Here is a 22,608-nt window from a genome sequence, read left to right on the forward strand (position 1 = left end):
TCTTCGGGCTGTCCCAGCCTACATCAGATCGGACAACGGGCCGGAATTCGTTGCTCAAGCCGTCAGGGACTGGATCAACGCTGTGGGTGCCAAGACCGCGTACATCGAACCTGGTTCGCCATGGGAAAACGGATACTGCGAGAGCTTCAACGCCCGTTTCCGAGATGAACTGCTTGACGGAGAAACCTTCTACAGCCTGAAGGAAGCGCAAATCCTGATTGAACAATGGAGGAAACACTACAATACCAAGCGTCCACACAGCGCCTTGGGATACCGACCACCGGCACCGGAGACCATCATCCAGATGGACCGCAGCCCAGTCATGCACTAACAATCAAAACGGACCACTCAAGTGGGGCTGATCAGCATTGTGCGGGCTAAATGCTTTGATTTTTGGTGCAATCTGGCGAACAAAGACGCTCAGACACCCAGTTTACGTTTGTTGGGATACGTAAGTAGTACAATGAACAGTTCGGCCCTCCAAGATCATTGGTGCCGATAGCGTCGAATAACTGGAACGAGCCCAACGTGAAGACTTGAAACATCCTTGGTTTCGACAGATCATCGATGAAAAAGCTAGCTATAGCCTGCCCCGTCGCTTCAACGCATCGTCAAACTTGAGCATACGAAGCGCGTTAGGGCTCTTGAGTTTGTGAGCGATCACATGGGATTTCACCCTTTCAACCGGTCCTCCCATAAAGCTTTTAGCGACGTATTTGACGATTCCGATCACTGCCGCAGGTGTAGTGAAGTATCCGCTGACTGTTTCGAGCAATGGTAACATATCAAGCCCCATAACCGAGTAGCGGGCATGATCTGACCCCCGATCGAAATTGTCGATCAACCTGTTCACTTGCTTTGCCCGCTCTCTGTACTCTTGTACAAGTTCTTCAATGTTTTCTACCAATACGGAGATGCCCTCTTTGGTAGAGATCTTTTCCTGCTCCTGTAGTATGGCGTACAGACTCTCAATTCCCGCGTTGATTTTGTTTTTGAGGAGTTTCGTTTCGTTGTTCGACAAGAATTCGATCAAAGCGTTCGCATCTCGATCCTGAAAGGTCTCCACTTCGAAAGCGCCAGTAATCCTCCGAAAAACCCATTCCCACATCTCCTTGTCATTTGGTGAGAGCTTGGGTGCAGCACTCGATTTCACATCACCACCTCGCGGCGCTGTTGCGTCGACGGTTTCTTCCATTGGGGCAAACGCGAAAATGCCTCCAAGGGAGGCGGTTATCTCCGAAAAGGCTAGCCATTTGGTAAAGCTCACGAATTTTAGGAACTCAGGGAGTTTTTCCGTATCCGACTTAATAGCCTCAAGTCGATCCATAGTATTTTGATAGATGATTGGATCGAATGCGTTGAAGTATGAAATATTGCTTGCTAACTGGGCTGCGTTCCCTCGCGAAAATGGCACTGCCTCAAATGCTGTTCCCTTTCGGACAACAGCTGGCAATCCTTCGAACCTCAATAAATCCTCGAAAACTTCCGCTTGCATTACGTCAAATCGATCGACTTTTGACCTCAAAAAGGCATTGATCCTTGCTTTGTGGAAGTAAGAGCGAGCAATTAGGTCATCTAAATCGCTTCGTCTGCTCCCGGTTAGCTGTACATCGGTCCATTCTTTCGGGTCGGATCCATACAGCACTGGGATGACCAAGCCTGCTTTGACGAACGGTCTGATTCCACCGAAAGTCATTCCAGTTCGGGAGATGAACATGTCTTCCGATTCAGGTCGAAGGTCTATGACGGGGGTGTCTCCATACGGCAACACATCAAAGAGCCTGTAGCCGAATGGCAGATTGGTCGGTCGATTGATCCCCGCCTTCTTCAACTCGGGCCAGAATTCCTTCACTCCAATTCGATTGGTATAGGACCTGATCGATTTTGGGACCGAATCCACGATACCTTGGATTGTGTCTGTCTCATCCTGTATGCGCTCGGTAAACTGTCCGGAAAAGTCCATCGCGAGCCTCTATTGTGAAAAACGATTGTTTAAACACGTTGAACCCTAACACAAATTGACAACCAATGGTGCGTGAACATCGAGCTGTGTGCCAACCGCAGCTGAAAGGCGGCTTTGTCCGCAATGCTGAAGTTTGAACCCGTAACGGTGAAGTTCCGCTCTTCACCCGCCTGGCGACAAAACTCAACCCTCAAGGAATTTCACCGAACGTATCTCCCGCCATAAAACCCCATCGCACCAACTGTGACATAGGCAATCATGCTCCGAGTTTCTTTCAGGAAGACAGGTTATTCAAACGAAATCATTGCATTGTCGAGAGCCGACCCCGAATTAAGCACAGCAACAACCCGTTGCTGATCCCAAACGCCGACCTAGATGCCGTGACAGCGAAATCGGGAGCCTTTATGCGAGACTCAAGTGGATTGAAAACGCATAAAATAGCGTTCCTGTCCTGTCTGGAACGGAATCATCAGGATAGACACCTCAAGAGTGCGAGTGGATGCCAACTTGAAACATAATATCGCTTTTGCCCGATTGTCGGAAATTGAGCCAGCCGAGATTGCGGCTCACATGTCTGACCCCAGGGTCGCGGAACACATGCCGCTTTTGACATTTGCATGGGACGACGCGGCTGTGAGGAAATTCGTTGCCCAAAAGGAAGAATGCTGGAATCGTGATGGGCTCGGTCACTGGGCGATCTTGTCCGATGGCCGGTATGTCGGGTGGGGTGGTTTTCAAAAAGAAGGCGACGAGTGGGACTTCGGACTGGTTTTGCGACCCGATGCCTTTGGTCTCGGAACACGCATTTCGAGAAAGGCGCTGGAATATGCGATTGCCGACGAGCGCATCCCCTTTGTAACATTTCTCTTGCCACCATCTCGAAAGAACCTGGGTGCACTCAAAAGGATTGGAGCGAAATTTCTCGGGGAGATCGAATACGATGGCGCCAGGTTCCTCAAGTTTCAACTTGAGACTGCATGAAAGCTTCGTCCGCACTGCTGAAACGGGTGTCAATAAACTGCAAGGTTTGCGTTCAGGAATGATAACGTCCGGTCGCGGGGGCCGTTTGAGGACCTAAACAAAATATCCTGTAAATTACTTCCATAGATCAAAAATTTCTGCGAAATCTGTCGAGATATGAAATTGCATAACGCCACCTCTTATGCCTGCCGTTGTCTGTAGGGAAATCATATACAAATATACGCTACCTTCAGGTGAATAGTATTGAACAATAAAATCTGAAATTAAGTTAGATCGCTCATTTTTCCAAGATATCTACAAGCTTGAAATCCCTTTGGAAAATATTTCTCGAGAGGACTTAGAAATGCTTGCCTTTTCTCGGCCGGAATAGGGAAATTGTCTTCGACACCTAACAGAAATTCTCGATATCTTCCCTGATAAATTTGATCGACTCCACTTCGGACTTGTGGAACAACCACTGTTTCTCCGCCTTCGCATAAGCTTTCCGCAGCTTCTATTTCAGCAAAAGGAATACATAATAAAGACAATGCTGATATAGTGAAAATTATTAAAAATCTTCTAGAGTTGAATATTTTATACTTACAATTCATTTTGGCCACTCTGTTTTACTCAATGCCTTTGCACCATATTGACTACAACTCAATGCATTTATCGTTGCCCCTTGCTCGAATTCAAAATAACTGACCCGATAATCTGCTGTGCGGCAGAGCAAAGATAGTTTTGAAGACGGATGGAGCAGATTTCTTCATTTTATCTTTCTCTCAAACAAGAGTTTATTCGCACACAAGTGCCAAGTTTAGCAACCAAATCTTCGAACGCTCAGACTAAGTGAACTCGGCAGTAGCCTAGAGAAATTCAAAAGAATTCCCCGCTACCGTCTCTAAACCACAGTGCCGGCAGAAACCTGGTGAAATACACCAACAGAAATTCCAGATCTTCCGAAGCCGACGTAAATGCCACCTGTCCAGAATCGAAATCATATATCAGACTATGTTTCTTTAATACTTTGAATTTTTCGTCAATCCTTGTATTCTCGCCAAACAACCCAATATATTGGACTACTTTTTGCTGATTTTGAATAAATCGAATCTTTTTTTAAGGAAGTCACGTACACTTGAGACAACAGAAAGCTTCCCGGTCCAGGGAAAAATGTTATAAAAACAGCCACCACGCATGTATTAAAAACAAATTTTACAATTGACGGAATTACCGGTTGCCCACCGAAACTAAATCCAATCAAAAATATAGAGGCCAGAGAAAAAGCAAATATGCAAGAACAGAAAATACAGATCTTTTTTGTCATTTTGAAGTTTCTTTTCTTAAAACTTTTTCTTCCAAGTATTTCGGGGGCAAAACTTCGGAACGCTGTCGACGCCAGATTCAATCTCCGAACAAGTCTGAATTAACGCCAATCTTGCCACGTGTTAAGACTTGCACAATTAGATGATCTTTCTATTCTTTCCTACCACTGTTTTCTGACCACCTTCATCAGAGAATTGACCTTAACTTATGATGATTTGGATCAACAATGAAACTACCGGTTGGAGACCATCCAGTTGAATAATTCATTGCAACTCCGCCATGACAACACCACTAGCTGGTGCTCTTCGATGTCATTTTTTGTTTTTCCTCTTTTTGAAATTTAATAATTAGCTGAATAAATAGATAAACAACAACAACAATTAGCAATCCAACCATTTTATCAACATGTCGAGACACACGTCAATGTAATTCTTACAAATAATCCACGAAAGCGCAAATGCCTCCAGTAAAATGAAGGCCAATTGCTCACCCAAATAAATAAAGATAACCTTTTTCGCTTCTTTCAAACTAGAATCCCCACGATACACTGCTCCCTCTAATGAAGTTAAACACTTTTATTAAGTGTCACGCTAGGCTTCAGGCTCATAGCCAGTAGCAGACGGTTGCGGCGAAGCAGAGTGCTGATAGAAAGTTTCTGGCGTTTCGGTCGTATCGCGTAGCGATCCTGCGGAACTCCTTGAGCCTGCCGAACATTCTCTCAATGACGTTTCTGCCCTTGTAATGGTGTGGTGAGAACCAGTTTTTCCATCTACGAATTTTTCTCGACGGGATGTTGGGTAGAGATCCACGCGCCTCTACTGTCCGGCGGATACGATCACTGTCGTAGCCTTTGTTGCCATGCGGAACGCCGTTTTCAGGAACGAGCGGCAAGAGTGCCTCTGCTCCAGTGAAGCCCGGGACATTGGCTCCGGTGAGGTGGAAGGCGATGGGTCTGCCCCTGTTATCGCTCAGAGCGTGGATTTTGGTTCCCGGACCACCACGAGCTCTGCCCTGGGCGTGGGTTTGAGCCCCATTAGCCGCCATGAGCAACCCCCGGTGCGCCCGAACGGCTGTACTGTCCGTAGGCCGGCAGGTGACGCAAGTATCACCGAGAGACGATCATCACTTCCAGCGTGGGCCGCCGGTTTGGGACAGCGTATCGAAGATACCCGTCCAGACACCTTTCTCGGACCAGCGGACGAAGCGATTGTAGATGGTTTTCCTCGGCCCATAGACATCTGGTGCATCGAACCAGCGGCCGCCTGACTTCAGGACATGAATGATCCCGCTGATCATCGACACGGGCCTTGCCTCGCGTGTCGGTCGGCAAAAGCGACTGCAACTTTGAAAACTGCTCGTTGGTAAGACAGCAATACCCATCGGACATCGTCAAACTCCTGTTCAGGAGCTTGAATCAGGCTTCCACTGATTTGCACTGCCGTTTTATGGGTCCGAAGCCTAAGAAGGGAAGAGTATTTACTTTCCGTCATTTAGCGCAATCTTTCCTAATTTCATCAATCTTTGTTAGGATAGTGGGTTCTAAATCACCCTTCATTAGAAGCGATAGTTCTAACTCATCATAAGAAACGACCTGAACACCATTGCATTTTATGTATTGGGTTTTTGAATTACTTAATTGCGCGCGCTTAAAAAAAGAAATACTCTTACTCGCGCTATTACTTCCATATAACTCTACACGTTTGATTTCTTCTAAAAAAATACTTTGCTCCACCCTAAATACAGCTTCTGGATGCTTACAGGAAGAATTTTGCTGTATGACTTTAATTAAACACTGATTTATCTTGACTGTATATTTTGCGTTTCCATAGGTGAATATTGACTCTTCAATCGACTTACTCAACTCTTCGAAATTATCAGAACTCTCGACCGAATTCGTTTCTTGAACCAAATACAAAACAGTCAACAAATACAAAAGTGCATTTTTTCTTCGGCGAATCATCAATAATGCCCCTTTAACGCTGCGTTGTACAAATACCCTCAAGTAAAATTAGATTTTTTAGACCTCATGCGCCATCGAAACAAAAAAATCCGGATATCAAGCATGGTATCCAAAACGCTCCAGTTTCGAATTTTCGCACTCAAGTAATTCCACTCCAACCTATGTTTATCTACTAAATTTGAACAACAACATTCGAAACCACACCTAAAGCTCATCCACTTTATGATGGTTCATATCCCGCGGCGGCAAAATAGTTTGCGCATTCTTGTGGTTTGAACTGGGCGATGAGATCGCCAACAGAGCTCCACAGGGCATCGACAGTGCGCTCCGCCTTTGCACGCAACAGCGCCTTAAGCTTCGAAAACGCCATCTCGATCGGGTTAAAGTCGGGACTGTAGGGCGGCAGATAGCGCAACTCAGCATCCGCGCATTCAATGGCCTCCCGGACACCGGCCGCCTTGTGGGCTGGCAGGTTGTCCATCACGACGATGTCGCCGGGTGAGAGAGTAGGCACGAGAGCCTGCTCGACATATGCCAGGAAAGCGGCGCCGTTCATGGCACCCTCCAGCACCATCGGAGCCGTCATGCCGGTCAGGCGCAAGGCTCCGGTGAAGGTTGTCGTTTTCCAGTGCCCATGGGGAACGCCTGCCCGGCAACGCTCTCCCTTCAGGGACCGTCCGCGCAGCCGCGCCATCTTCGTATTCAGGCCGGTCTCGTCTATGAAGACGAGTTTAGCCGGATCAGGATCAAGCTGACTGTCGAACCAGGCCTGACGCTGCATCATCAGGCCTGGGCGCTCTTGCTCCAATGCGTGTGCGGTCTTTTTTTTGTATGTGAACCCGCGCGAGCGCAGCCATTTGCTCAACATGCTCCGGCCGATCTTTATGTCGCGCTCTTCAGCCAACCGGACAACCATCTCATCAAGCGTGATGTCCTTCTTGTCCTCGATCGGGCGACGATGAACTCTTCGTGCGGATCAAGCCGGGAAGTTGTCTTGCGTCCTGTTTTGCGGGGCGCCGTCTCGCCCTGTCCGGCACGCGCAATCCAACGGATTGCACTGGAAGCACTCACCCCAAATCGTGCCGCCGCCTGCCGTGCGGAACTGCCGTCTTGCCAGGCTCTCAAAACTCGCCCTCTACCTGTTTTTACAGCCCACTTAACGGTCAACGTGCTTGAAACGCCGACTTAATCGCCACAATCAAATTCAGAACGAAAATTGTGAATGCGGATACGCAAAGCATGAAAATTGATACTTCCGGAAAATTCGCCTTTGTAAGCTTTCCTTCCAAACTCGGCAGTAACTTCCATGTCACCGCCAGGTATGTAACCTTTTATTCCATCAAGTATTGCTGTAAAAGCCCATGGCGAAACGTACTCCGTTTTGAACTTGACACGAAAATCTGCGCTCTCAAATTTATAATCAGTTATTTCTGAACCATAAATTGACCTTGTCATCGCGATGAATACTCCAGTAATTTGGCGACTACTTGCGCCCCGTAACCAAGTGGGAAACAAGAAGATAAAGGTTCCACAACGCTGCCAAGCCGCCAACAATCAACACAAGCCCACCTGCCAGTAACTTTAATTCGCTTGGCAAGTATTCGAACGAAAGAAAGGCCAAAACAACTGAAATAAAGAGCGCGAGAAAAAAATTAAATACATAAAACACAATCAATTTTCCACCCAATTACAACATCGCTCTCAAGATACTAGATAGCACAATGTCGCAGGAAATAGCATTCTAGTGCGTTTCGCGGGCAAGATAGTGCGCGGCCCGGTAGTCCGCCTCGGACCCATCCGCCAACCGGACCCCCATGCGGCCCGAGTTTTGCCTCTCCCTCGCCGGAGCACTGCCGGACACACGCGGCATTTCTGCCCCGTCCACCTGCGCAGCCGGTCCCCTATCGCCGGGCACTCTATCGACGCGCCCGGAGAGATCAGAATCACTTCTGTCCACCTTGCCCCATTCCCTTCGCTCAACCGCAACCGTCCCTCGCCTCGAGGCAAGGTTACCGGTCAGGACTGCCATACGGCAACCCCTGATAAGGTTAACCAAACCTTTGCAATAGTACCAAGTCACGTGCAACCGAATTTGTTCGATTTCCGGTTGAAATTCAAACTAACGCCGCGTTGTCAGGAAGGTGTGGCTACAGGCTGGTGCGTGAGGTGAAAACTGAGACTTTCGATTGACAAGTGCGCGTTTCAGTAACAAATGGCTCGAGAAGAATTAGATTGTCGCGGCGTTCCTGCAAGTCGGACGGTGGTAACTCTTTCCGCACGGGGCCGCTTTGCCAACACGGGTTGATACCAGTGTCTCTCGCGGGAACTCCATCGACGTTTGCCGGTCAGAGCCTGGCGCAGCTTCAGGACGATGCGCAGAATCAACCGCCTCAAGACACTGTCTCGATGGCAAAAGTCAGAAAGTCATTGGGAAAAATGGTCGGGGCAGCAAGATTCGAACTTGCGACCCTCTGGTCCCAAACCAGATGCGCTACCAGGCTGCGCTATACCCCGATCCGTTGATTTGTCGGGGTGTATCCGCGTTCGCCGTCGGCGTCAAGAGACGAAAACCGTGATTTCCAGAGACTTGTGAACAGTTCCATAATCGAGCGGTTTTGAAATCACTCGATGATCATCGACGGACTGGAAACCTCATTGCCGACATCCAGGCCGAGTTTTGCCGCTGTTCCAGCGTTGAGTTCCAGGACATACTTTGCCGGGTCGCCCGAGGGAACGACCTTTTCGGAAAAGGGTACCGTGTTGGCTGCAATGCTGACGATCGCGCCGTTTGCGCCTATATAGATAATGTCGAGGGGAAGCGGCGTGTTCTTCATCCAGAAATAGCGCTCGCCCTCGCTGTCGAAAATGAACAGCATGCCGTGGTCGGCCGCCATCTCTTCCCGAAACATCAGGCCACGGGAGCGTTCGCGGTCAGTGGCGGCAATCTCTACAAGGAACCGGTGTTCGGTGTCACCGGAACGGACGGTGAGTTCCTCCTGGCGCAGCTGTTGAGGCTCATCTTGTGCAAGAGCGGTGACCGACGGACCGATGACGAGAACAACAATCAAGAACAAACGCGCAAAAGCCTGAAGCAAAGGGACACCCTTTCCAAATCCGGTAACGGGACGACATCAAAGAAGCATCCTGCCTCTTGCCGATCAACGCACGTGAACGCGATCTGCCAACCACCCACCGGAAATACAACCGCGCGACAGGTTCGACAAACAAAAAGGCCGAAACAAGTCCGGCCGGGAGGTACGGAATAAATTTTCTGGTGAGATCAGTGCGATGCGGGAATGTGTGTTCCCGTTCCCATCGGCCGGATTTCAGCGGCCATGCGTCCCTTCGGACCTTCACCAAAACGCACCTGGACATCCTGGCCCGGACGCAATTCTGTGATGCCGAACCGGCGCAGGGTTTCCATGTGAATGAAGATATCTTCCGTGCCCTCGCCCTGGGTGAGGAAACCGAAGCCCTTGACCCGGTTGAACCACTTGACGGTCGCCTTTTCGAACCCGCCTTCGGGCACGACCTGAACATGGGTCCTGGATGGCGGCAATTGCGAGGGGTGTGTCGCCGTGGTCTCGTCCATAGACAGGATGCGGAATGCCTGCAGACCGCGGGGTCTGTCCAGAACCTCACAAACGACCCGGGCGCCCTCATAAGCTGTCTGGTAACCATCGCGCCGGAGGCAAGTCACGTGTAGCAGGATATCACCGTCACCGTCGTCCGGTACGATAAAGCCGTAGCCCTTGCCCACGTCGAACCACTTTATTGTTCCGGCAATCTCGAATACGTCAACGGCAACATCATCTGCCACCGACTCGAGCGCGCGGGGTTCCCGTGCGGTTTTGACCCCCATAGCGATTTTGTCCCGTCTCTAGGTCCGCATGATTAGGCCGAAGGCAATTTGCGACTCACCTCGCACCCGATTCCTAATAAAAGGATAACATTGCGACTAATTGCGAGAAGCGAAATTGTGAAACTAACCACAGACCATTTACAGGTTTTGCTCATTTTCTTCGCCAAAATTTGCAAAAGTTTGTGCCAATGGTGTGCGAATGACAGTAGTGGCCAGTGAATCGAGCGGCGTTTCTTGCCCGTTGAGAATCACCAGGCCAGCGCCGGAGCGCACCGCAACCGCCGGCAATTGCGCAGCAGGATGAACGACCAGCGACGAGCCGAGCACCAGAAACAGGTCGCATTCCCGCGCTGCCTGGACGGCTCTTTCAAGTTTCGCCTCCGGCATCTGTTGCCCGAAACTGATGACAGCCGCCTTCAACAATCCGCCACAAGCGTCGCAGCGCGGGCTTCGCGCCGCCTCCACCTCGGCCCGCTGCGCATCAAGTCCGGCGCGCCGTCCGCACTCCAGGCAGGTGGCGAATGTCGAGTTGCCGTGGATCTCGATCAACCGGTCCTGCGGAAAGTCAGCCGCCTGGTGCAAGCCGTCAACGTTCTGCGTGATCAGGCATGTCAGGCGGTCTTCTTGTGCGAGCAGCGTGAGGGCCTCGTGCGCCGCATTGGGTTCGGATTTTTCAAAAAAGTCCATCATTTCAAAGCGGCGGTCCCAGTCTTCCAGGCGGGCATCCTCCGATGAGATGAAGTCCTGGTATTGAACCGGCTGGCGTCTTGACCATATCCCTCCAGGGGACCGGAAATCCGGAATTCCCGATTCAGTTGAAATTCCGGCTCCGGTCAGCGCCACAATTCTGAGGCGGTCATCCTTGTAAATTTTTGCCAGAAAGTCTCGAGCTTCGGATAGGCTGGTGATAAGTGTCATGAGCCAGTCGGGTACCTTTCGATCAGATCCCTCGGTGGAGGAAAAGGACAAGCTATGCGTTATCTGCACACGATGGTTCGCGTAACCAACATTGAAGAATCCCTGGACTTTTATTGCAACAAGATGGGCATGACGGAAATTCGCCGTCACGAGAGCGAGAAGGGACGCTTCACTCTGGTCTTCCTCGCCGGGTCAGACGATCTGGAAGCCGGCAAGGCCAGTGCCGCGCCGCTCCTGGAACTCACCTTCAACTGGGATCCGGAAGAGTATACGGGCGGGCGCAATTTCGGGCATCTGGCCTATGAGGTCGATGACATCTATGCATTCTGCGAAAGCCTGCAGAACAAGGGCGTAACGATCAACCGCCCTCCCCGCGACGGTCGTATGGCGTTTGTCCGCTCGCCGGACAACATTTCCTTTGAATTGCTGCAGAAGGGTGAAGCCCTTGAAATCAAAGAGCCCTGGGCCTCCATGCCCAATACAGGCGAGTGGTGATTTCAGCAGGTTTTCAACAAGTGCGGGCCCGAGGGATCGGGCCTGCAAAAAATTGTAATAAAGGCTCTTGCGGGCAGGACCATTCCCGCCTATAAGCCTCCCCACGACGCAGCCGCGTCGACCGCGCGCCCATCGTCTAGCGGTCTAGGACGCCGCCCTTTCACGGCGGAAACACGGGTTCGAGTCCCGTTGGGCGTGCCAATTTCTTCCCAAGAATTGGACCATGATGATCAGGCGCCGCGCGCCTGAAGTTTCATGCGCGTGATGGTGAAACGAAACGGCCTTCGATCTCCTGGGCCGGATCATCCATTCCGAAAAACGCCCTTCCGGGAAATTCCCGTCTGTAGAAGTTCGCGATATCGTTTGCAGTCGGCCCGGCATATTCGATGCGTCCGTTAGGAAAAAACACATCCAGGTCATCGTCCTCGTGATCCGTGGCGTAGGTCTCCTGTGAGCCATGAAGGATCATGTTCACGCCGATCCGGCTGTTGACGAAGGTTTGCACGTCCATGAATTTCGGCGAGCGGGCGTGGATCTGCCCCAGTCTCTTTTCCTTGACCCTGATGATCCGGTCCGGTGCATCCATGTCGACAATTCCGTAGAGATCGAAATCACCATGGACACATTTCCCCTCCCTGAGGATCGTGGTCGGTGAAAACTTGACGCAGCCGAAGTAAGGATCTTCCGGATTGCGCTCCACGAAATAGCGGCCACTGTTCGGGATAATGAAAGCTATGTTCTTCTGCTGTTCATAAGTTGCCATTTCCGGTCTCAACTGGCTGGAAAAGGACCGCCAGGCCGCCAGTGCCTTGGGATATTTTCCATCCTTGTACGCCCGTTCACCGAAAAGCGTCGGATCGACGACAAGCCCGGCAATAGACCCTCTCCTGGCCTCCGGCAGCCGGCTGCCGCGAGGGACAACATCGAAATCTGCAGTTTTGGCTTTGCAATCAAGTGGCTTGGGGACGGCATAGCCCTCACCGATATGCTGTAGCGAAGCGGTATTGGTTCGCCTGACGAGAATTGCGACGTGGTAAAGCCGTGCGGCGGATTGAAAGACGCCGACATGCGCCTTTTTCATATGCCTGTGAATATCGGACCGACCCGCCATAAGAACTGCCTCCACGATTTCCTGAATGCGTGACCAGTCGGCCATCACCTGAACAAAGGCATTCTACCAGACCATGCCCGGTACAAAGCGTGATCTCTGTCACGTCTGTCGCGGTGCGACTGCTGCGGTTCCGCAACAAAGAACACCGTCTCGCCATCAAGGCAGTGCGCACTGCCGTGTTGACACGTATTTGATACAAAAAAATTAGGGGTAACGTTAGGAAACGTGGAACTGCCGGGAAACCTTGATATAATGCCGTCGGAATTTGGACGGTGGAGCTAATTGGCCTGGCAGGGTTCCGTTTCATTTAAGACGAATTTCACCAAAACGAATAGTTGTGACACGTATTACAGAACATTTAATGCCGCTGGGGTTAGCTCTATAAACAAGAGGAAACAGGCCTCAAGATAATGATCGGATTAACCGACAGGCAACAATGATCTTACGAGAGGACAGGAAATGTTCACACGAATGATCGCCGTGCTGGCAATACTGATAGCAGGGACTGCCCCGGCACTCGCCAAGCGCGTTGCCCTGGTAATCGGCAACGGCGCATACGAACACACGATACCGCTTCCGAACCCGTCGAATGACGCGGAACTGATGGCCGCCAAATTGCGCAGCCTCGGTTTTGAAGTCGTGGCGGGTCAGGACCAGACTTATAACGACATGCGCCGGTCCGTGCTGGATTTCGCGAAGAAGGCCTACGGGGCCGAGATCGCGGTTCTGTTCTACGCCGGCCATGGCATGCAGGTAGGCGGTCAGAACCTTCTGATCCCGATCGACGCCAAGATCGAGGACGAAACCTCGCTCGATTTTGAAACGATCTCGGTCGACTTCATCATGCGCCAGATGTCCAAGGACGTGAAGGTGCAGATGGTTTTCCTGGACGCCTGCCGCGACAATCCGCTGGCACGCACGCTTGCGCGCCGTATGGGCCCAAGCCGTTCGGCAAACCTCGGTTCGGGACTTGCGGAAATCAAGGTTGAGGAAACCGGTGGCGAAGGTTCCGTGATTGCATTTGCAACCAGCCCCGGCGATGTAGCCCTTGACGGCGACGGCAAGAATTCTCCTTTCACCTCTGCCCTTATCCGCCATATCGATACGCCGAATGCGTCTATTCAGACAGTCATGACCCGGGTGACCGGTGACGTCTATGACGCAACGGAAAAACGCCAGCGTCCGTGGGTGAACGCTTCCCTGATCGGCGAAGTGTTCCTGAACAAGTCAACCGCTTCGGCGGAAGGCACGGAAGTGGCTTCACTGGGCACGACCACAACCACAGTTCCGGACCAGGCCGTCACCAATGCGGCTGTGTCAGCGGCGGCGACCACTTCCCAGCCCAATCTCGATTGGGAACGTGAGAAGCTGATCTGGGAAGCAGCAAAGTCCAGTGACACGGTGGCCGACTACAAATCCTACCTGGCGGCCTACCCGAAAGGTACGTTTGCGGATTTTGCTCGCAACTCGATCAAGCGTCTGAGCAACGGTGCGCAGGTTGCTGCGGTCAATCCGGCCACAACACCTGGTGCCGCCGCTGCTGCGAACCCGACAAACGGTGCTGCCGCGTCACTGCCGAACCCGCAGACTGCGATCCCGGGAACGGCCGAGACGGAAGCTGCTCTTGGCTGGAACCGGACTGCACGGCGGGAAGTGCAGACACGGCTGAACCTTGCCGGACACAATGTCGGGCGCCCCGACGGTGCTTTTGGTCCCAAGACCAGAGCCGGTGTCGTTGCCTGGCAGACGCAAAACGGAATGGTTCCGACCGGGTTTTTCACCGCGGCACAACATCTCCTGCTGAACTCGCAAACAACGGCTCAGTACACGGCCTATATTGCAGAGATCAAACGCAAGCAGCAGGCGGCCGCCACGTCCCGCAGCACAACAACACGCCGGGCGAACACCACTCCGCAACGCACGACCAACACGACGCGTCGTACCAATAACGGTGGTGGTGGTCTCAACCCCGCAGGCGCAGCCTTTATCGGCGGCGTGGTCGGTGGAATTCTTGGCGGCGCGATCGGCCGCTGACTTCAGCCACAGACACGAGCTCGGCCCGGTGATTCACCGGGCCGATTTTTTTCATGTCTTCACTTTGCGCATTCAATCGAGTTTCAAACTCACACGTTTCATGTTCGTAGCCTTTGCGGCATCGAGAATATGAACCACCTGCTGGAAATCGGTTGCCTTGTGCGGGATAAGAACGGCAGTTTCAGCCCCCGCTGCAGCCAGACGGTTCAGTTCGCTTCCAAGTTCACCAAGGGGTACCGGCAGGCCATTCACGATCAGTTCCGGGATATCCGAACCCGCTCCCATTTTCAGGACGATGAGAACGGCCGGAGCGGTGGAAGTTCGCGAATTATCGGCGGCGCCAACACTTTCGCCACTCCCAAGGGCAACATCGAGCGGACGCCAGATACCGAATGTTGACGAGAGCAGGAAAAACATCACGAGGATGAAAATCACGTCGATCAGCGGCGTCAACGGGATGCGCCTGCGCTTTCCTACCGGGTTGTGGATCTGGATCATCTGCGGCTTCTGGTTCTTGCAATTTCCGGCAACTCTGACCGCCACTTTCCAGCAGTTGCGCTCAAACCACAATGAAAAAAGGCAAATTGACCCAAGGCTCTCACTTGCTTAGCGTGAAATCATCAATGACTTCGAGTGACAATTCATGGCAACGGCCTTTCAATCCAGTTTCCGACCGTGCTTCGCAAGGAAGAAGACCAACACGGCAATCCGGCTCTTTCTTCTGCTGTTTGCCTGCGTGCTGGTTCCTCAGGCGGCTCAGGCAGGACTCAGGGTCTGCAATGGATCCGTCGATCTCGTGAATGTGGCGATAGGCTATGACACGGAAGACGGTTTACGGACCGAAGGATGGTGGACAATCACGTCCAATGCCTGCAGCCAGGTCCTTCAGGAACCGCTGAAGGCCAGCAACTACTACCTTCATGTCTCCGACGGTTTTGGCGAGAGCAGGCTCGGCGGCGATGTGACGCTTTGTATCCGCGAAGAGAAATTTGTCCTGTTCGACGGAGATCAGTGCTGGCAACGGGGATTGATCGAAGCGGATTTTTTCAAGATTGAAACAGAAGGGGCTGAAGACTGGACAGTGTTGTTGTCATATGACTGACTTTTGTGTCAGATGTTCTTAATGTCCAGTTGCTCAAGTGTTTGGATTGAAGTGTTCCGGGGGTTTGTAAATGCGATTTTCGACGCAACTTTTTATGCTTGGTTATCTTTGCGCTGCGATTGCAGCACCTGCGCACGCACAGGAGCCAGCCGGTAAGATCAGTCTCGAACTCAATCATGTCCAGCCAACACAGGACGGCGGTTGCCGGCTTTCGATCATTGCGACCAACGGACTTGAACGTCCGATAAATCAATTGGGCCTGGAAATTGTCGCCTTTAACACCGAGGGGCTCGTCGACCAGTTCCTGCGCCTCGATTTCTCCCGTATTTCTGCAGGCAAGACAAAAGTTCTGCAATTCGACCTGGCTGGCAAGGCATGCGATGGCCTGTCCAGATTGCACATCAATGACGTACTGAACTGCGTCCCTGCAAGTGTCACGGATGTATACTGCCCCGATCTTCTGGATCTCAAGAACCGCACTCCAATCCAGTTCGGTGACTGATCGTTTCCGCACACACAGTCTGGAGCTGTCGCTGAATGGTTGAATCGTCTTCTTCCCTGCTTGAACTGGGAGGGCCTGTTGTCCTTGTTCTCCTGGGGATTTCCGTGCTCGCGCTCGCTGTCATCCTTGCCAAGGCTTTCCAGCTTTCCAATGCCCGTGTCGGTCGGCACAGTCTTGTGAGACAGGCAGTGACGATGTGGCGAACCGGAGAGCGTTCCAAGGCAACGCAGGCTCTGCTGAAGGACCGTTCGCTTTCGGCTGCCCTTGTCCGGAGCGCCATGGAAGCGATCCAGAAACTGGACGGTCAGCCATTGAGTTCGCAGGAACGGGACATTCGTGAAGAACGCCTGCGCGAAGAGATTTCCGCCAGAGCCGCCGACCGACTTTTCGGGCTCACCAGTTGGCTGAAGGCACTCGATCTCGTCACCCAGATTGCCCCCCTGCTTGGCTTGCTCGGGACCGTGCTCGGGATGATCGAGACGTTCCAGACACTGCAGGAGTCCGGATCTTCCGCCAACCCGGGCACACTTGCGGGCGGGATCTGGGTTGCTCTTCTGACAACAGCCTGCGGTCTTGCGGTTGCCATACCGGTATCTGTCGCGGTGACTTGGTTCGAGACAAGACTTGAAAAAGAGCGCGCAGCTCTTGAGGTGCTTCTGACGGGTGTCTTCACAGCCGGTGCAACGAGCAACCAGTCTCCCTCATCGTGAAACCTTGAACGCAGAGAGGGAGTAAACGCCCGGTGACGCCAGAACATTCGCAATCCGTTCTGCCGGAAGCCTGCCAAACGAGCCTGGCTGTTTTTGCTTGGGCCTGTTCCAGACGGCCAGGATCAGCGCGGTTTCGCTCTGGCCACCGGTTATCAGCGTAACCGGGATTGAAAATCGCCAGCCACCCAATGTCGCTGTACTCGTCTGAACCCGGACGAAGCTCCTGCCATCATGGATCTGACCGGCATCGTCAATAAGATAGAGCTCCGGCGGTCCCTTTCCGTCCAGTTCAAGACCTGCCTCTTCCGCCTGCGCAATACGTCCGAGTGGCAAGTCACGCTGGATCACACCGGAAACCCTTGTACCGCTTGTCACGACGGTCCTGTCCAGCTCCACAAGACCCGGCGCTTCAACTCCGTTTGAAATACCAAGTGCATCAAGAAGAGCACATTGACGACCTGTGACCAGACGCACTTCAATATCAGCACCATATCCCTGATCAGTCGTGAAACGTTGATCAAAAAGAACGAACGGATCGATTGCAGATCCAAACGCGGTCACGCGCGCGGTGTCCGTTCCAGCCGACATCACTGAAAGATGCGCGCAGCTTCCCGCATCGTAGTTGGCAACATAAGCCGAAACATTTGCCAGTGGATCAATCGTGGCAACTTCATCTGGTGGCACGTTGGCCGTGGGATCAGACGATACAGGCGCAGCCGGTACGTTGGACGGGTTCGGATCGCTTGGATTTAGAGCAGGAAGATCCACTTCTGACGGTTGAACGGCAGCAATCTGTTCCTCAACGGGCCTGACAGGTTTCACGGTTCCGCTTTGAACCTGAACCGGGCTGGCACTTGAACTTGGAACGACAACCGCAGACACCTGGCTCGCAGAAGAATTGCTTGAAACGACAACAGGACTGGATGCAACGGGAGCGGACGACACCGGTGCAACCGTCGAGCTTGATGTGGTGACAACAGCTGAACTTGTGCTCGGCGTTACCGTTTGACTGGCTACCACGACTGATTCTGTGCTCGATTGCGCAGGCCGAGTTGTCGTCGAGGAGCTGATGTCTGCAGGCTGAACCTGAGCCGGCACTACCGCTGCGACGTCAACCGGGAGCGGATTTGCCGCCTCGGAGGTCGGTGCAAGTGTTTCAACAATCTGGCTTTCGGGCGTTGCAGGATCCTGTACCTGTTGCACAACATCAAGCGCGGTTTCTTCCGGCGCCGCTTGCACTATTTCGGTCACATTCGATTGGCCTGCGACAACGACCGTCTCCGGTGGTGTCACGGCTAAGATCTGCTGATTGGCAGCTTCAAGAGCCTCCGGCGTCTGTTCAGAAATGGTCTCAACGGCAACGGCAGCGACGGCGTCAACCGAAGGAGTGGACACCGGCTGAGCGGAATTCGAATCGAGTTGTTCAGGCGCAACAGGATCGCTGCTATCGGCTAAACTCGGTGCCAGCGTCTCAGGCAAAACAGTGGCTGTGTAAGCTGCCTTTGTTGCCTCAGGTCTGACGGTTTCACTGCCATTCGGTATTGCCTGCTCCGGCGACAAGGGAATGACGGCGTCGGCTGCCGTTTCGTTCGCCTGGATGGCTGCTGCATCGGGTATCGCTGCCTCGGACACTACAGACTTCACCGCATCGGCAGATTCAAAAACCAGATCTTCGCTCTGAATGACAATTTTCGTTTCGACCGGTTCCGGAGGATCTGCGGACTGCCAGGTGAGTTGCGGCAGGCCGTAAATCAGGAAAGCCAGGTGGGCGGCAACCGACAGCACAAGAACAGCAGTCCAGACCAAAGCGGGGATACGTAGTTCACCGGCCTGATTGTAAACAGCGGCTGTCACGGTTCATTCGCTTCAATGGCAATGAAAGACAGGTTCTTCACACCTGCAGATCGCATCTGTTGCGCAAGCTGCGCGACCGCTTCCATCTTTGCCCGGCGGTCAACCTGGACGGACATGTTGTCCTTGAATTCAGGGGATTGTGCCAGATAGTCAATCAAACCCTGTTCGTCGAGTTCAGTCCCAGCAAACCAAAGATTACCAGATCGCGTCAGGACAAGGCTGTTCTGGATGTTGCCCTTGCCCGACTCAGAACTCGTTTCCGCCCACTCGAATTCGTCGGGAAGCGGCGGACGTAGAGTTCCGGCAACAAGCAGAAACAGAAGCAGCAGGAACACGACGTTGATCAAGGCCAGTGAACTGTCCGCTCTACGATGAGCCAACGGCTTGGGTACGTGGATCGGCTTCGTGTAGCGTTTCATTGCTGTTTCAATTCACTTCCCGCCCGAACACCGCAACTCATGGCACCACTTTGACTGTCGTTGCCGTCGCCCGCAAGATCGGCAAGTCCTGCATGAGCGCGTTAAAATAGGCACCGGCCTGCTTTTCCTGGCGCCCGGACAGGTTCGCAACAAGATCTCTGCCCACCATTGAAATGATCAATCCGGTTTCTTCCGAGAGCGTTTTCAGGCTCAACGGTACGACGAACCCTGCCCCGCCGTCATCCGACTGCAGATATGGAGACAGGTTGACAACCTGACCGGTGCTCGACACGAACAAAAGCCCGAGTTCACCCGTCGACGGATCGTAACCGGAAATACGACCGGCCATGTTTTCTCCGTTCGGTACCACGGTTCGCTGCATATCAAGCTGGAGTTCGGTCTTTTCATTTCCCTGTGGTGTGGCCCGCAGGAATGCGATGGCGGGACATTGTGCATCGCTGACAAGATTCACCTGTATCTTGGCTTCAAACCCCTGCGACTGGGTAAAATCGCTGTCGAATGTGATAAAAGGTGGCGTTCTTGACGCGAACCCCTCGATCTCGGCCGAATTGCCGGCGACCTGGACGGGCTGCAAATACATGCAGTCGCCGGCCTGGTAGTTGCTGACGTAATTCCGGATACGGTCTGCCGGTTTCAAAGTCTCGTCCGGCTGGGTCCCATTCTGCAAATCATTGTCCGGCAAGACGGGCGGCGATACGGCAATATCAGTCGAGTCCTTGACAGGCGGGTTCTCGATTCGCGGATCCGGCAGAACCGGTTGGGTATCCTGGCCAGAGTTGCCGGACGAATCCACGTTGATATCGTTACCGCCCTGCGCCACGTCAGTATTGTTCTGATCCGTTGGTTGGGCGGGCCTGTCCGGCGCATTTTCACGAGGCTGTGCCACAAGAACCGGCTTCTGATTCTGCTCCGGCAGGTTTTGCCCGACGACGAAGTAAACAGCTGCTGCGCCGACGCCTGCAAATCCCAGCAGGGAAAATGCAACGAGTACCCGGCGCCCCCACCGGACCGGCGAAGGTGGCTCGTCCAGAACAGACTGCTCGGGAGGAGGTTCGGACGACCTGATAATCGTTTTGTCCTCGACGGGCAGGCGCATGGGCGCCCCAAGCGTCCATTCCGCGATTTCTGACATCGACGACGGTCGGTGTGCCGGGTCCGGTTGGAGCATTGCCTCAAGCAGCGGCCGGAAACGATTGTCGACACCGTCGAGCGAGGGAACAATCCGACGCTTTTCCACCATTTCGACCTGGGTACCGCCCATGTCCGTCTGCCTGCCTGTCAGGCTTTCGGCAATCACGAGCCCCAATGAATATATGTCGCTTCTTGCCGTGACCTTGCCGCCAAACAGGCCAACCTGCTCGGGAGACATGTAGTTTATCTTGCCAGCGAGTCCGTCGCCGATGATTGTGGGTCCGGCCTTGTTCGCACGGGAAATTCCGAAGTCGATGATTTTTGCCTGACCGACATCACTGTTTTGAAGAATGATATTGTCCGGCGACAAATCGCGATGGATGACCTCCCGATCATGGACCGCCTGCAATGCAGAGGCCAGTCTGACGACAAGTCTGTAAACCGCCTCGGGCTCGAGCGGCCCCGCCTCCAGCCGTGTTTTCAAGGAGGGCCCGCCAACGAATTCCATCGCCAGGTAATAAACGCCGAGCGTCGGTTCCTTTGCGAAAACAAAGTACTGCGTCAATGCATCGTGTTTCAGCTTGCGCAGAATTTTGGCTTCGCGCTTGAACAGGTCGAGGATCATGGGATCCTTGGCAAAATTGGCCAGCAAGATCTTGATCGCGACCGGATCCCCGCTTTCCACGTCCCGGGCACGGTACACTGTCCCTATACCACCGTCGGCGATATGCTCTTCAATTTCATAAAGATTGTTGAGCCGAGTACCACCAGGCAACAAATGGTCGTCAGGATTCATCAGCGGGCTTCTCCTTCACCCCGAGAGATACGATCTATGTCCACGATAACGACTGTCACATTATCAGTGCCACCCTTTTCCAACGCACCGTCCAGCAATCCCCTTGCTGCCGACCTTTGAGCACCTTCCATCAGGAAAGTTTCAATCACCGCGTCCTCGAGATGTCCGGTCAGTCCGTCGGAACACAACAAGAATCGATCTCCAGCCCTGAGGTTTCCGGATACAAGCTCAAGTTCGAGATCCAGGCCCGACCCTATTGCCCTTGTGATCACGTGCCTCCTGGAGAAGTTTCTTGCTTCTTCTTCGGTCAATACGTTCTGGTCAACAAGTTCCTGAACTTCGGTATGATCAGTTGTCAGTTGCTCCATCTGGCCGCTCCTGAACCGATAGACCCGGCTGTCACCGGCCCAGAGACATGCAAAGTTGGATTCAAAAGTCAGAAGGGCCGCAATGGTTGTTCCCATGGCTGCGCCGTTGGCATTGGTCGAGGCTCTCTCAATTTGCTCCTTGGCATCGATGACGCGACCTTCGAACTGGTCCAGAAGATCCACCGCACTCAATGGCATCCTTATTGTCGTGAGCGCATCCTTGACAAGATTGGACGCAATCGCTCCTCCCTTCATGCCGCCGGCGCCATCCATAACGGCGAATATACCTTTTGATTCATCACAAAAGAATGCGTCCTGATTTTCGTCACGTACACACCCCACATGTGTAAGCCCGATTGAAAGTCCCCGCACTGCCTCATGTTCTGGCTGCATCATGTTCGATGATCCTCCGGATGGTATCGCCCATGGTCTTTCCCTACCAATTTGTTGCCGGCTTCTTCTGCACCGAATGACTCCGGCAAAAGCAACCAGCGAAATGCTGTTGCGTCCGGTAAACCGGCGCAATTGAAAGCAAACACCTGCCGGCCCGCCCGGCACCAGAACAACGAGCTAATTTTGTCCGTTGTCCCAGCATCCGCCGCCAACGACTTGCCATCTGCTAAGTCCTTGGCCCCTCCGCTGCCGGAGATGTCGGCGAGCCCACTGACTGCCTTCTGAAAATCCTTCAGACTTGCGTCTTCTTCGAGCGCTCCGAGCAGCACTGCCTCGACTTCATCAAACCAGTCGTCCGACGGTCGCTCATCATTTTCAGAAGGAGATGAGGCGACGGCAATCGTTAAGGGGAACTTTCGACCAACCTTGTCGACGCTTGGCATCAGGGCGCCGCCGATTGCCTGGGTAAAAGGAGCACTCCCGTCTACCGGTTCCAGCCAAAAACGCCAGACGGGCATCGTCATATAGGTTTCTTCCCATCGAGAGCCGAGGAGTTGTCTGGAACTGCCCAGTCCCTTCATCAGAAACGGCTCCCACAGGTTCAGGAATCCCATGGGACAATTACCGACGACAAAGTCGGCCCTGTCCGGCAATTTGCCGAAATATCCCTTCTTTCCGCTCATGCG

The 22,608-nt window shown here is 53.0% G+C and carries 22 protein-coding genes, 2 tRNA genes and 1 pseudogene; 8 read left to right on the forward strand and 17 right to left on the reverse strand.

What is annotated here, in order from left to right:
* On the forward strand, nt 1-331 hold a 331-nt coding region (locus LA5095_RS19770; RefSeq protein ID WP_145902527.1), incomplete at its 5' end, for an integrase core domain-containing protein.
* A gap of 249 nt (nt 332-580) precedes the next feature.
* Here LA5095_RS19770 and LA5095_RS19775 read toward each other — a convergent pair.
* The gene (locus LA5095_RS19775; RefSeq protein ID WP_055118107.1) at nt 581-1,963 is read right to left on the reverse strand and encodes a hypothetical protein; all 1,383 of its coding nucleotides are present in this window, start codon (nt 1,961-1,963) and stop codon (nt 581-583) included.
* Nucleotides 1,964-2,470: 507 nt separating this feature from the next.
* On the opposite strand from LA5095_RS19775, the gene LA5095_RS19780 reads away from it, so the two are divergent.
* Nucleotides 2,471-2,944, forward strand: a complete 474-nt coding sequence (locus tag LA5095_RS19780) for a GNAT family N-acetyltransferase (protein ID WP_208992780.1) — start codon at nt 2,471-2,473, stop codon at nt 2,942-2,944.
* 1,905 nt (nt 2,945-4,849) lie between these two features.
* On the opposite strand, the pseudogene LA5095_RS32105 reads toward LA5095_RS19780, so the two are convergent.
* The 9 genes and pseudogenes from LA5095_RS32105 to LA5095_RS19840 all read right to left on the reverse strand — a co-directional run bounded on the left by LA5095_RS32105 (nt 4,850) and on the right by LA5095_RS19840 (nt 10,986).
* Nucleotides 4,850-5,633 (reverse strand): annotated as a pseudogene (locus LA5095_RS32105) (IS5 family transposase).
* A gap of 99 nt (nt 5,634-5,732) precedes the next feature.
* Complete coding sequence (locus LA5095_RS19800; RefSeq protein ID WP_055118111.1) at nt 5,733-6,206, reverse strand: hypothetical protein; 474 nt, start codon at nt 6,204-6,206, stop codon at nt 5,733-5,735.
* Between the two features lie 220 nt (nt 6,207-6,426).
* Nucleotides 6,427-7,331 (reverse strand): IS630 family transposase gene (locus LA5095_RS32110; RefSeq protein ID WP_408010596.1). Its coding sequence is split into 2 segments (ribosomal slippage): nt 6,427-7,157 and nt 7,157-7,331, totalling 906 coding nucleotides; the frame shifts between segments, so codons are not numbered across the junction.
* Nucleotides 7,332-7,391: 60 nt separating this feature from the next.
* On the reverse strand, nt 7,392-7,661 hold the full coding sequence (locus LA5095_RS19810; RefSeq protein WP_055118113.1) for a hypothetical protein: 270 nt from the start codon (nt 7,659-7,661) through the stop codon (nt 7,392-7,394).
* A 286-nt stretch (nt 7,662-7,947) separates the two neighbouring features.
* Complete coding sequence (locus LA5095_RS19820; RefSeq protein WP_055118116.1) at nt 7,948-8,235, reverse strand: hypothetical protein; 288 nt, start codon at nt 8,233-8,235, stop codon at nt 7,948-7,950.
* Between the two features lie 408 nt (nt 8,236-8,643).
* Nucleotides 8,644-8,720, reverse strand: a tRNA-Pro gene (locus LA5095_RS19825).
* Nucleotides 8,721-8,827: 107 nt separating this feature from the next.
* On the reverse strand, nt 8,828-9,301 hold the full coding sequence (locus tag LA5095_RS19830; protein WP_235814786.1) for a DUF192 domain-containing protein: 474 nt from the start codon (nt 9,299-9,301) through the stop codon (nt 8,828-8,830).
* A 185-nt stretch (nt 9,302-9,486) separates the two neighbouring features.
* The gene (locus tag LA5095_RS19835; protein ID WP_029066007.1) at nt 9,487-10,068 is read right to left on the reverse strand and encodes a cold-shock protein; all 582 of its coding nucleotides are present in this window, start codon (nt 10,066-10,068) and stop codon (nt 9,487-9,489) included.
* Nucleotides 10,069-10,206: 138 nt separating this feature from the next.
* Nucleotides 10,207-10,986 (reverse strand): SIR2 family NAD-dependent protein deacylase, encoded by a 780-nt coding sequence (locus LA5095_RS19840; protein ID WP_055118118.1) that lies wholly within the window; start codon nt 10,984-10,986, stop codon nt 10,207-10,209.
* Between the two features lie 54 nt (nt 10,987-11,040).
* Here LA5095_RS19840 and LA5095_RS19845 point away from each other — a divergent pair, with 54 nt between their 5' ends.
* Nucleotides 11,041-11,481: a VOC family protein gene (locus LA5095_RS19845; RefSeq protein WP_029066009.1), complete on the forward strand. Its 441-nt coding sequence runs from the start codon at nt 11,041-11,043 to the stop codon at nt 11,479-11,481.
* Between the two features lie 125 nt (nt 11,482-11,606).
* A tRNA-Glu gene (locus tag LA5095_RS19850) sits at nt 11,607-11,682 on the forward strand.
* Between the two features lie 52 nt (nt 11,683-11,734).
* On the opposite strand, the gene LA5095_RS19855 is transcribed toward LA5095_RS19850, so the two are convergent.
* Nucleotides 11,735-12,637 (reverse strand): hypothetical protein, encoded by a 903-nt coding sequence (locus LA5095_RS19855; protein ID WP_055118120.1) that lies wholly within the window; start codon nt 12,635-12,637, stop codon nt 11,735-11,737.
* 414 nt (nt 12,638-13,051) lie between these two features.
* Between LA5095_RS19855 and LA5095_RS19860 the strand changes: the two genes are divergently transcribed.
* A complete protein-coding gene (locus tag LA5095_RS19860; protein ID WP_055118122.1) occupies nt 13,052-14,626 on the forward strand; it encodes a caspase family protein in 1,575 nt (524 codons plus the stop codon).
* Between the two features lie 72 nt (nt 14,627-14,698).
* On the opposite strand, the gene LA5095_RS19865 is transcribed toward LA5095_RS19860, so the two are convergent.
* Entirely contained in the window at nt 14,699-15,124 is a 426-nt protein-coding gene (locus LA5095_RS19865; RefSeq protein ID WP_082443021.1) for an ExbD/TolR family protein, read from the reverse strand.
* Between the two features lie 145 nt (nt 15,125-15,269).
* On the opposite strand from LA5095_RS19865, the gene LA5095_RS19870 reads away from it, so the two are divergent.
* The 3 genes from LA5095_RS19870 (at nt 15,270) to LA5095_RS19880 (ending at nt 16,940) form a co-directional block, all read left to right on the forward strand.
* On the forward strand, nt 15,270-15,728 hold the full coding sequence (locus LA5095_RS19870; RefSeq protein ID WP_055118126.1) for a DUF1036 domain-containing protein: 459 nt from the start codon (nt 15,270-15,272) through the stop codon (nt 15,726-15,728).
* A 70-nt stretch (nt 15,729-15,798) separates the two neighbouring features.
* Nucleotides 15,799-16,230 carry a hypothetical protein gene (locus LA5095_RS19875; protein WP_055118128.1) on the forward strand — a complete coding sequence of 144 codons (432 nt, stop codon included), beginning with the start codon at nt 15,799-15,801 and terminating at the stop codon, nt 16,228-16,230.
* 35 nt (nt 16,231-16,265) lie between these two features.
* Nucleotides 16,266-16,940, forward strand: coding sequence for a MotA/TolQ/ExbB proton channel family protein (locus tag LA5095_RS19880; RefSeq protein ID WP_055118131.1), 675 nt, complete (start codon nt 16,266-16,268; stop codon nt 16,938-16,940).
* Here LA5095_RS19880 and LA5095_RS19885 read toward each other — a convergent pair.
* Genes LA5095_RS19885 through tagF form a run of 5 tightly spaced genes read right to left on the reverse strand, consistent with a single transcriptional unit; the run spans nt 16,932 to nt 22,605 of the window.
* Entirely contained in the window at nt 16,932-18,794 is a 1,863-nt protein-coding gene (locus LA5095_RS19885; protein WP_055118133.1) for a hypothetical protein, read from the reverse strand. The genes LA5095_RS19880 and LA5095_RS19885 overlap by 9 nt on opposite strands.
* A complete protein-coding gene (locus tag LA5095_RS19890; protein ID WP_055118136.1) occupies nt 18,791-19,213 on the reverse strand; it encodes an ExbD/TolR family protein in 423 nt (140 codons plus the stop codon). The genes LA5095_RS19885 and LA5095_RS19890 overlap by 4 nt, the downstream gene beginning before the upstream one ends.
* Before the next feature lie 37 nt (nt 19,214-19,250).
* Nucleotides 19,251-21,161, reverse strand: coding sequence for a serine/threonine protein kinase (locus tag LA5095_RS19895; RefSeq protein ID WP_055118138.1), 1,911 nt, complete (start codon nt 21,159-21,161; stop codon nt 19,251-19,253).
* On the reverse strand, nt 21,161-21,925 hold the full coding sequence (locus tag LA5095_RS19900; RefSeq protein ID WP_082443018.1) for a PP2C family protein-serine/threonine phosphatase: 765 nt from the start codon (nt 21,923-21,925) through the stop codon (nt 21,161-21,163). Before LA5095_RS19900 ends, LA5095_RS19895 begins: the two co-directional genes overlap by 1 nt.
* Nucleotides 21,922-22,605 carry a type VI secretion system-associated protein TagF gene (gene tagF, locus LA5095_RS19905; RefSeq protein WP_055118142.1) on the reverse strand — a complete coding sequence of 228 codons (684 nt, stop codon included), beginning with the start codon at nt 22,603-22,605 and terminating at the stop codon, nt 21,922-21,924. The genes LA5095_RS19900 and tagF overlap by 4 nt, the downstream gene beginning before the upstream one ends.
* Nucleotides 22,606-22,608 lie beyond the last annotated feature (3 nt).

This window comes from Roseibium album (genome assembly GCF_001404515.1).
Taxonomy (GTDB): domain Bacteria; phylum Pseudomonadota; class Alphaproteobacteria; order Rhizobiales; family Stappiaceae; genus Roseibium; species Roseibium album.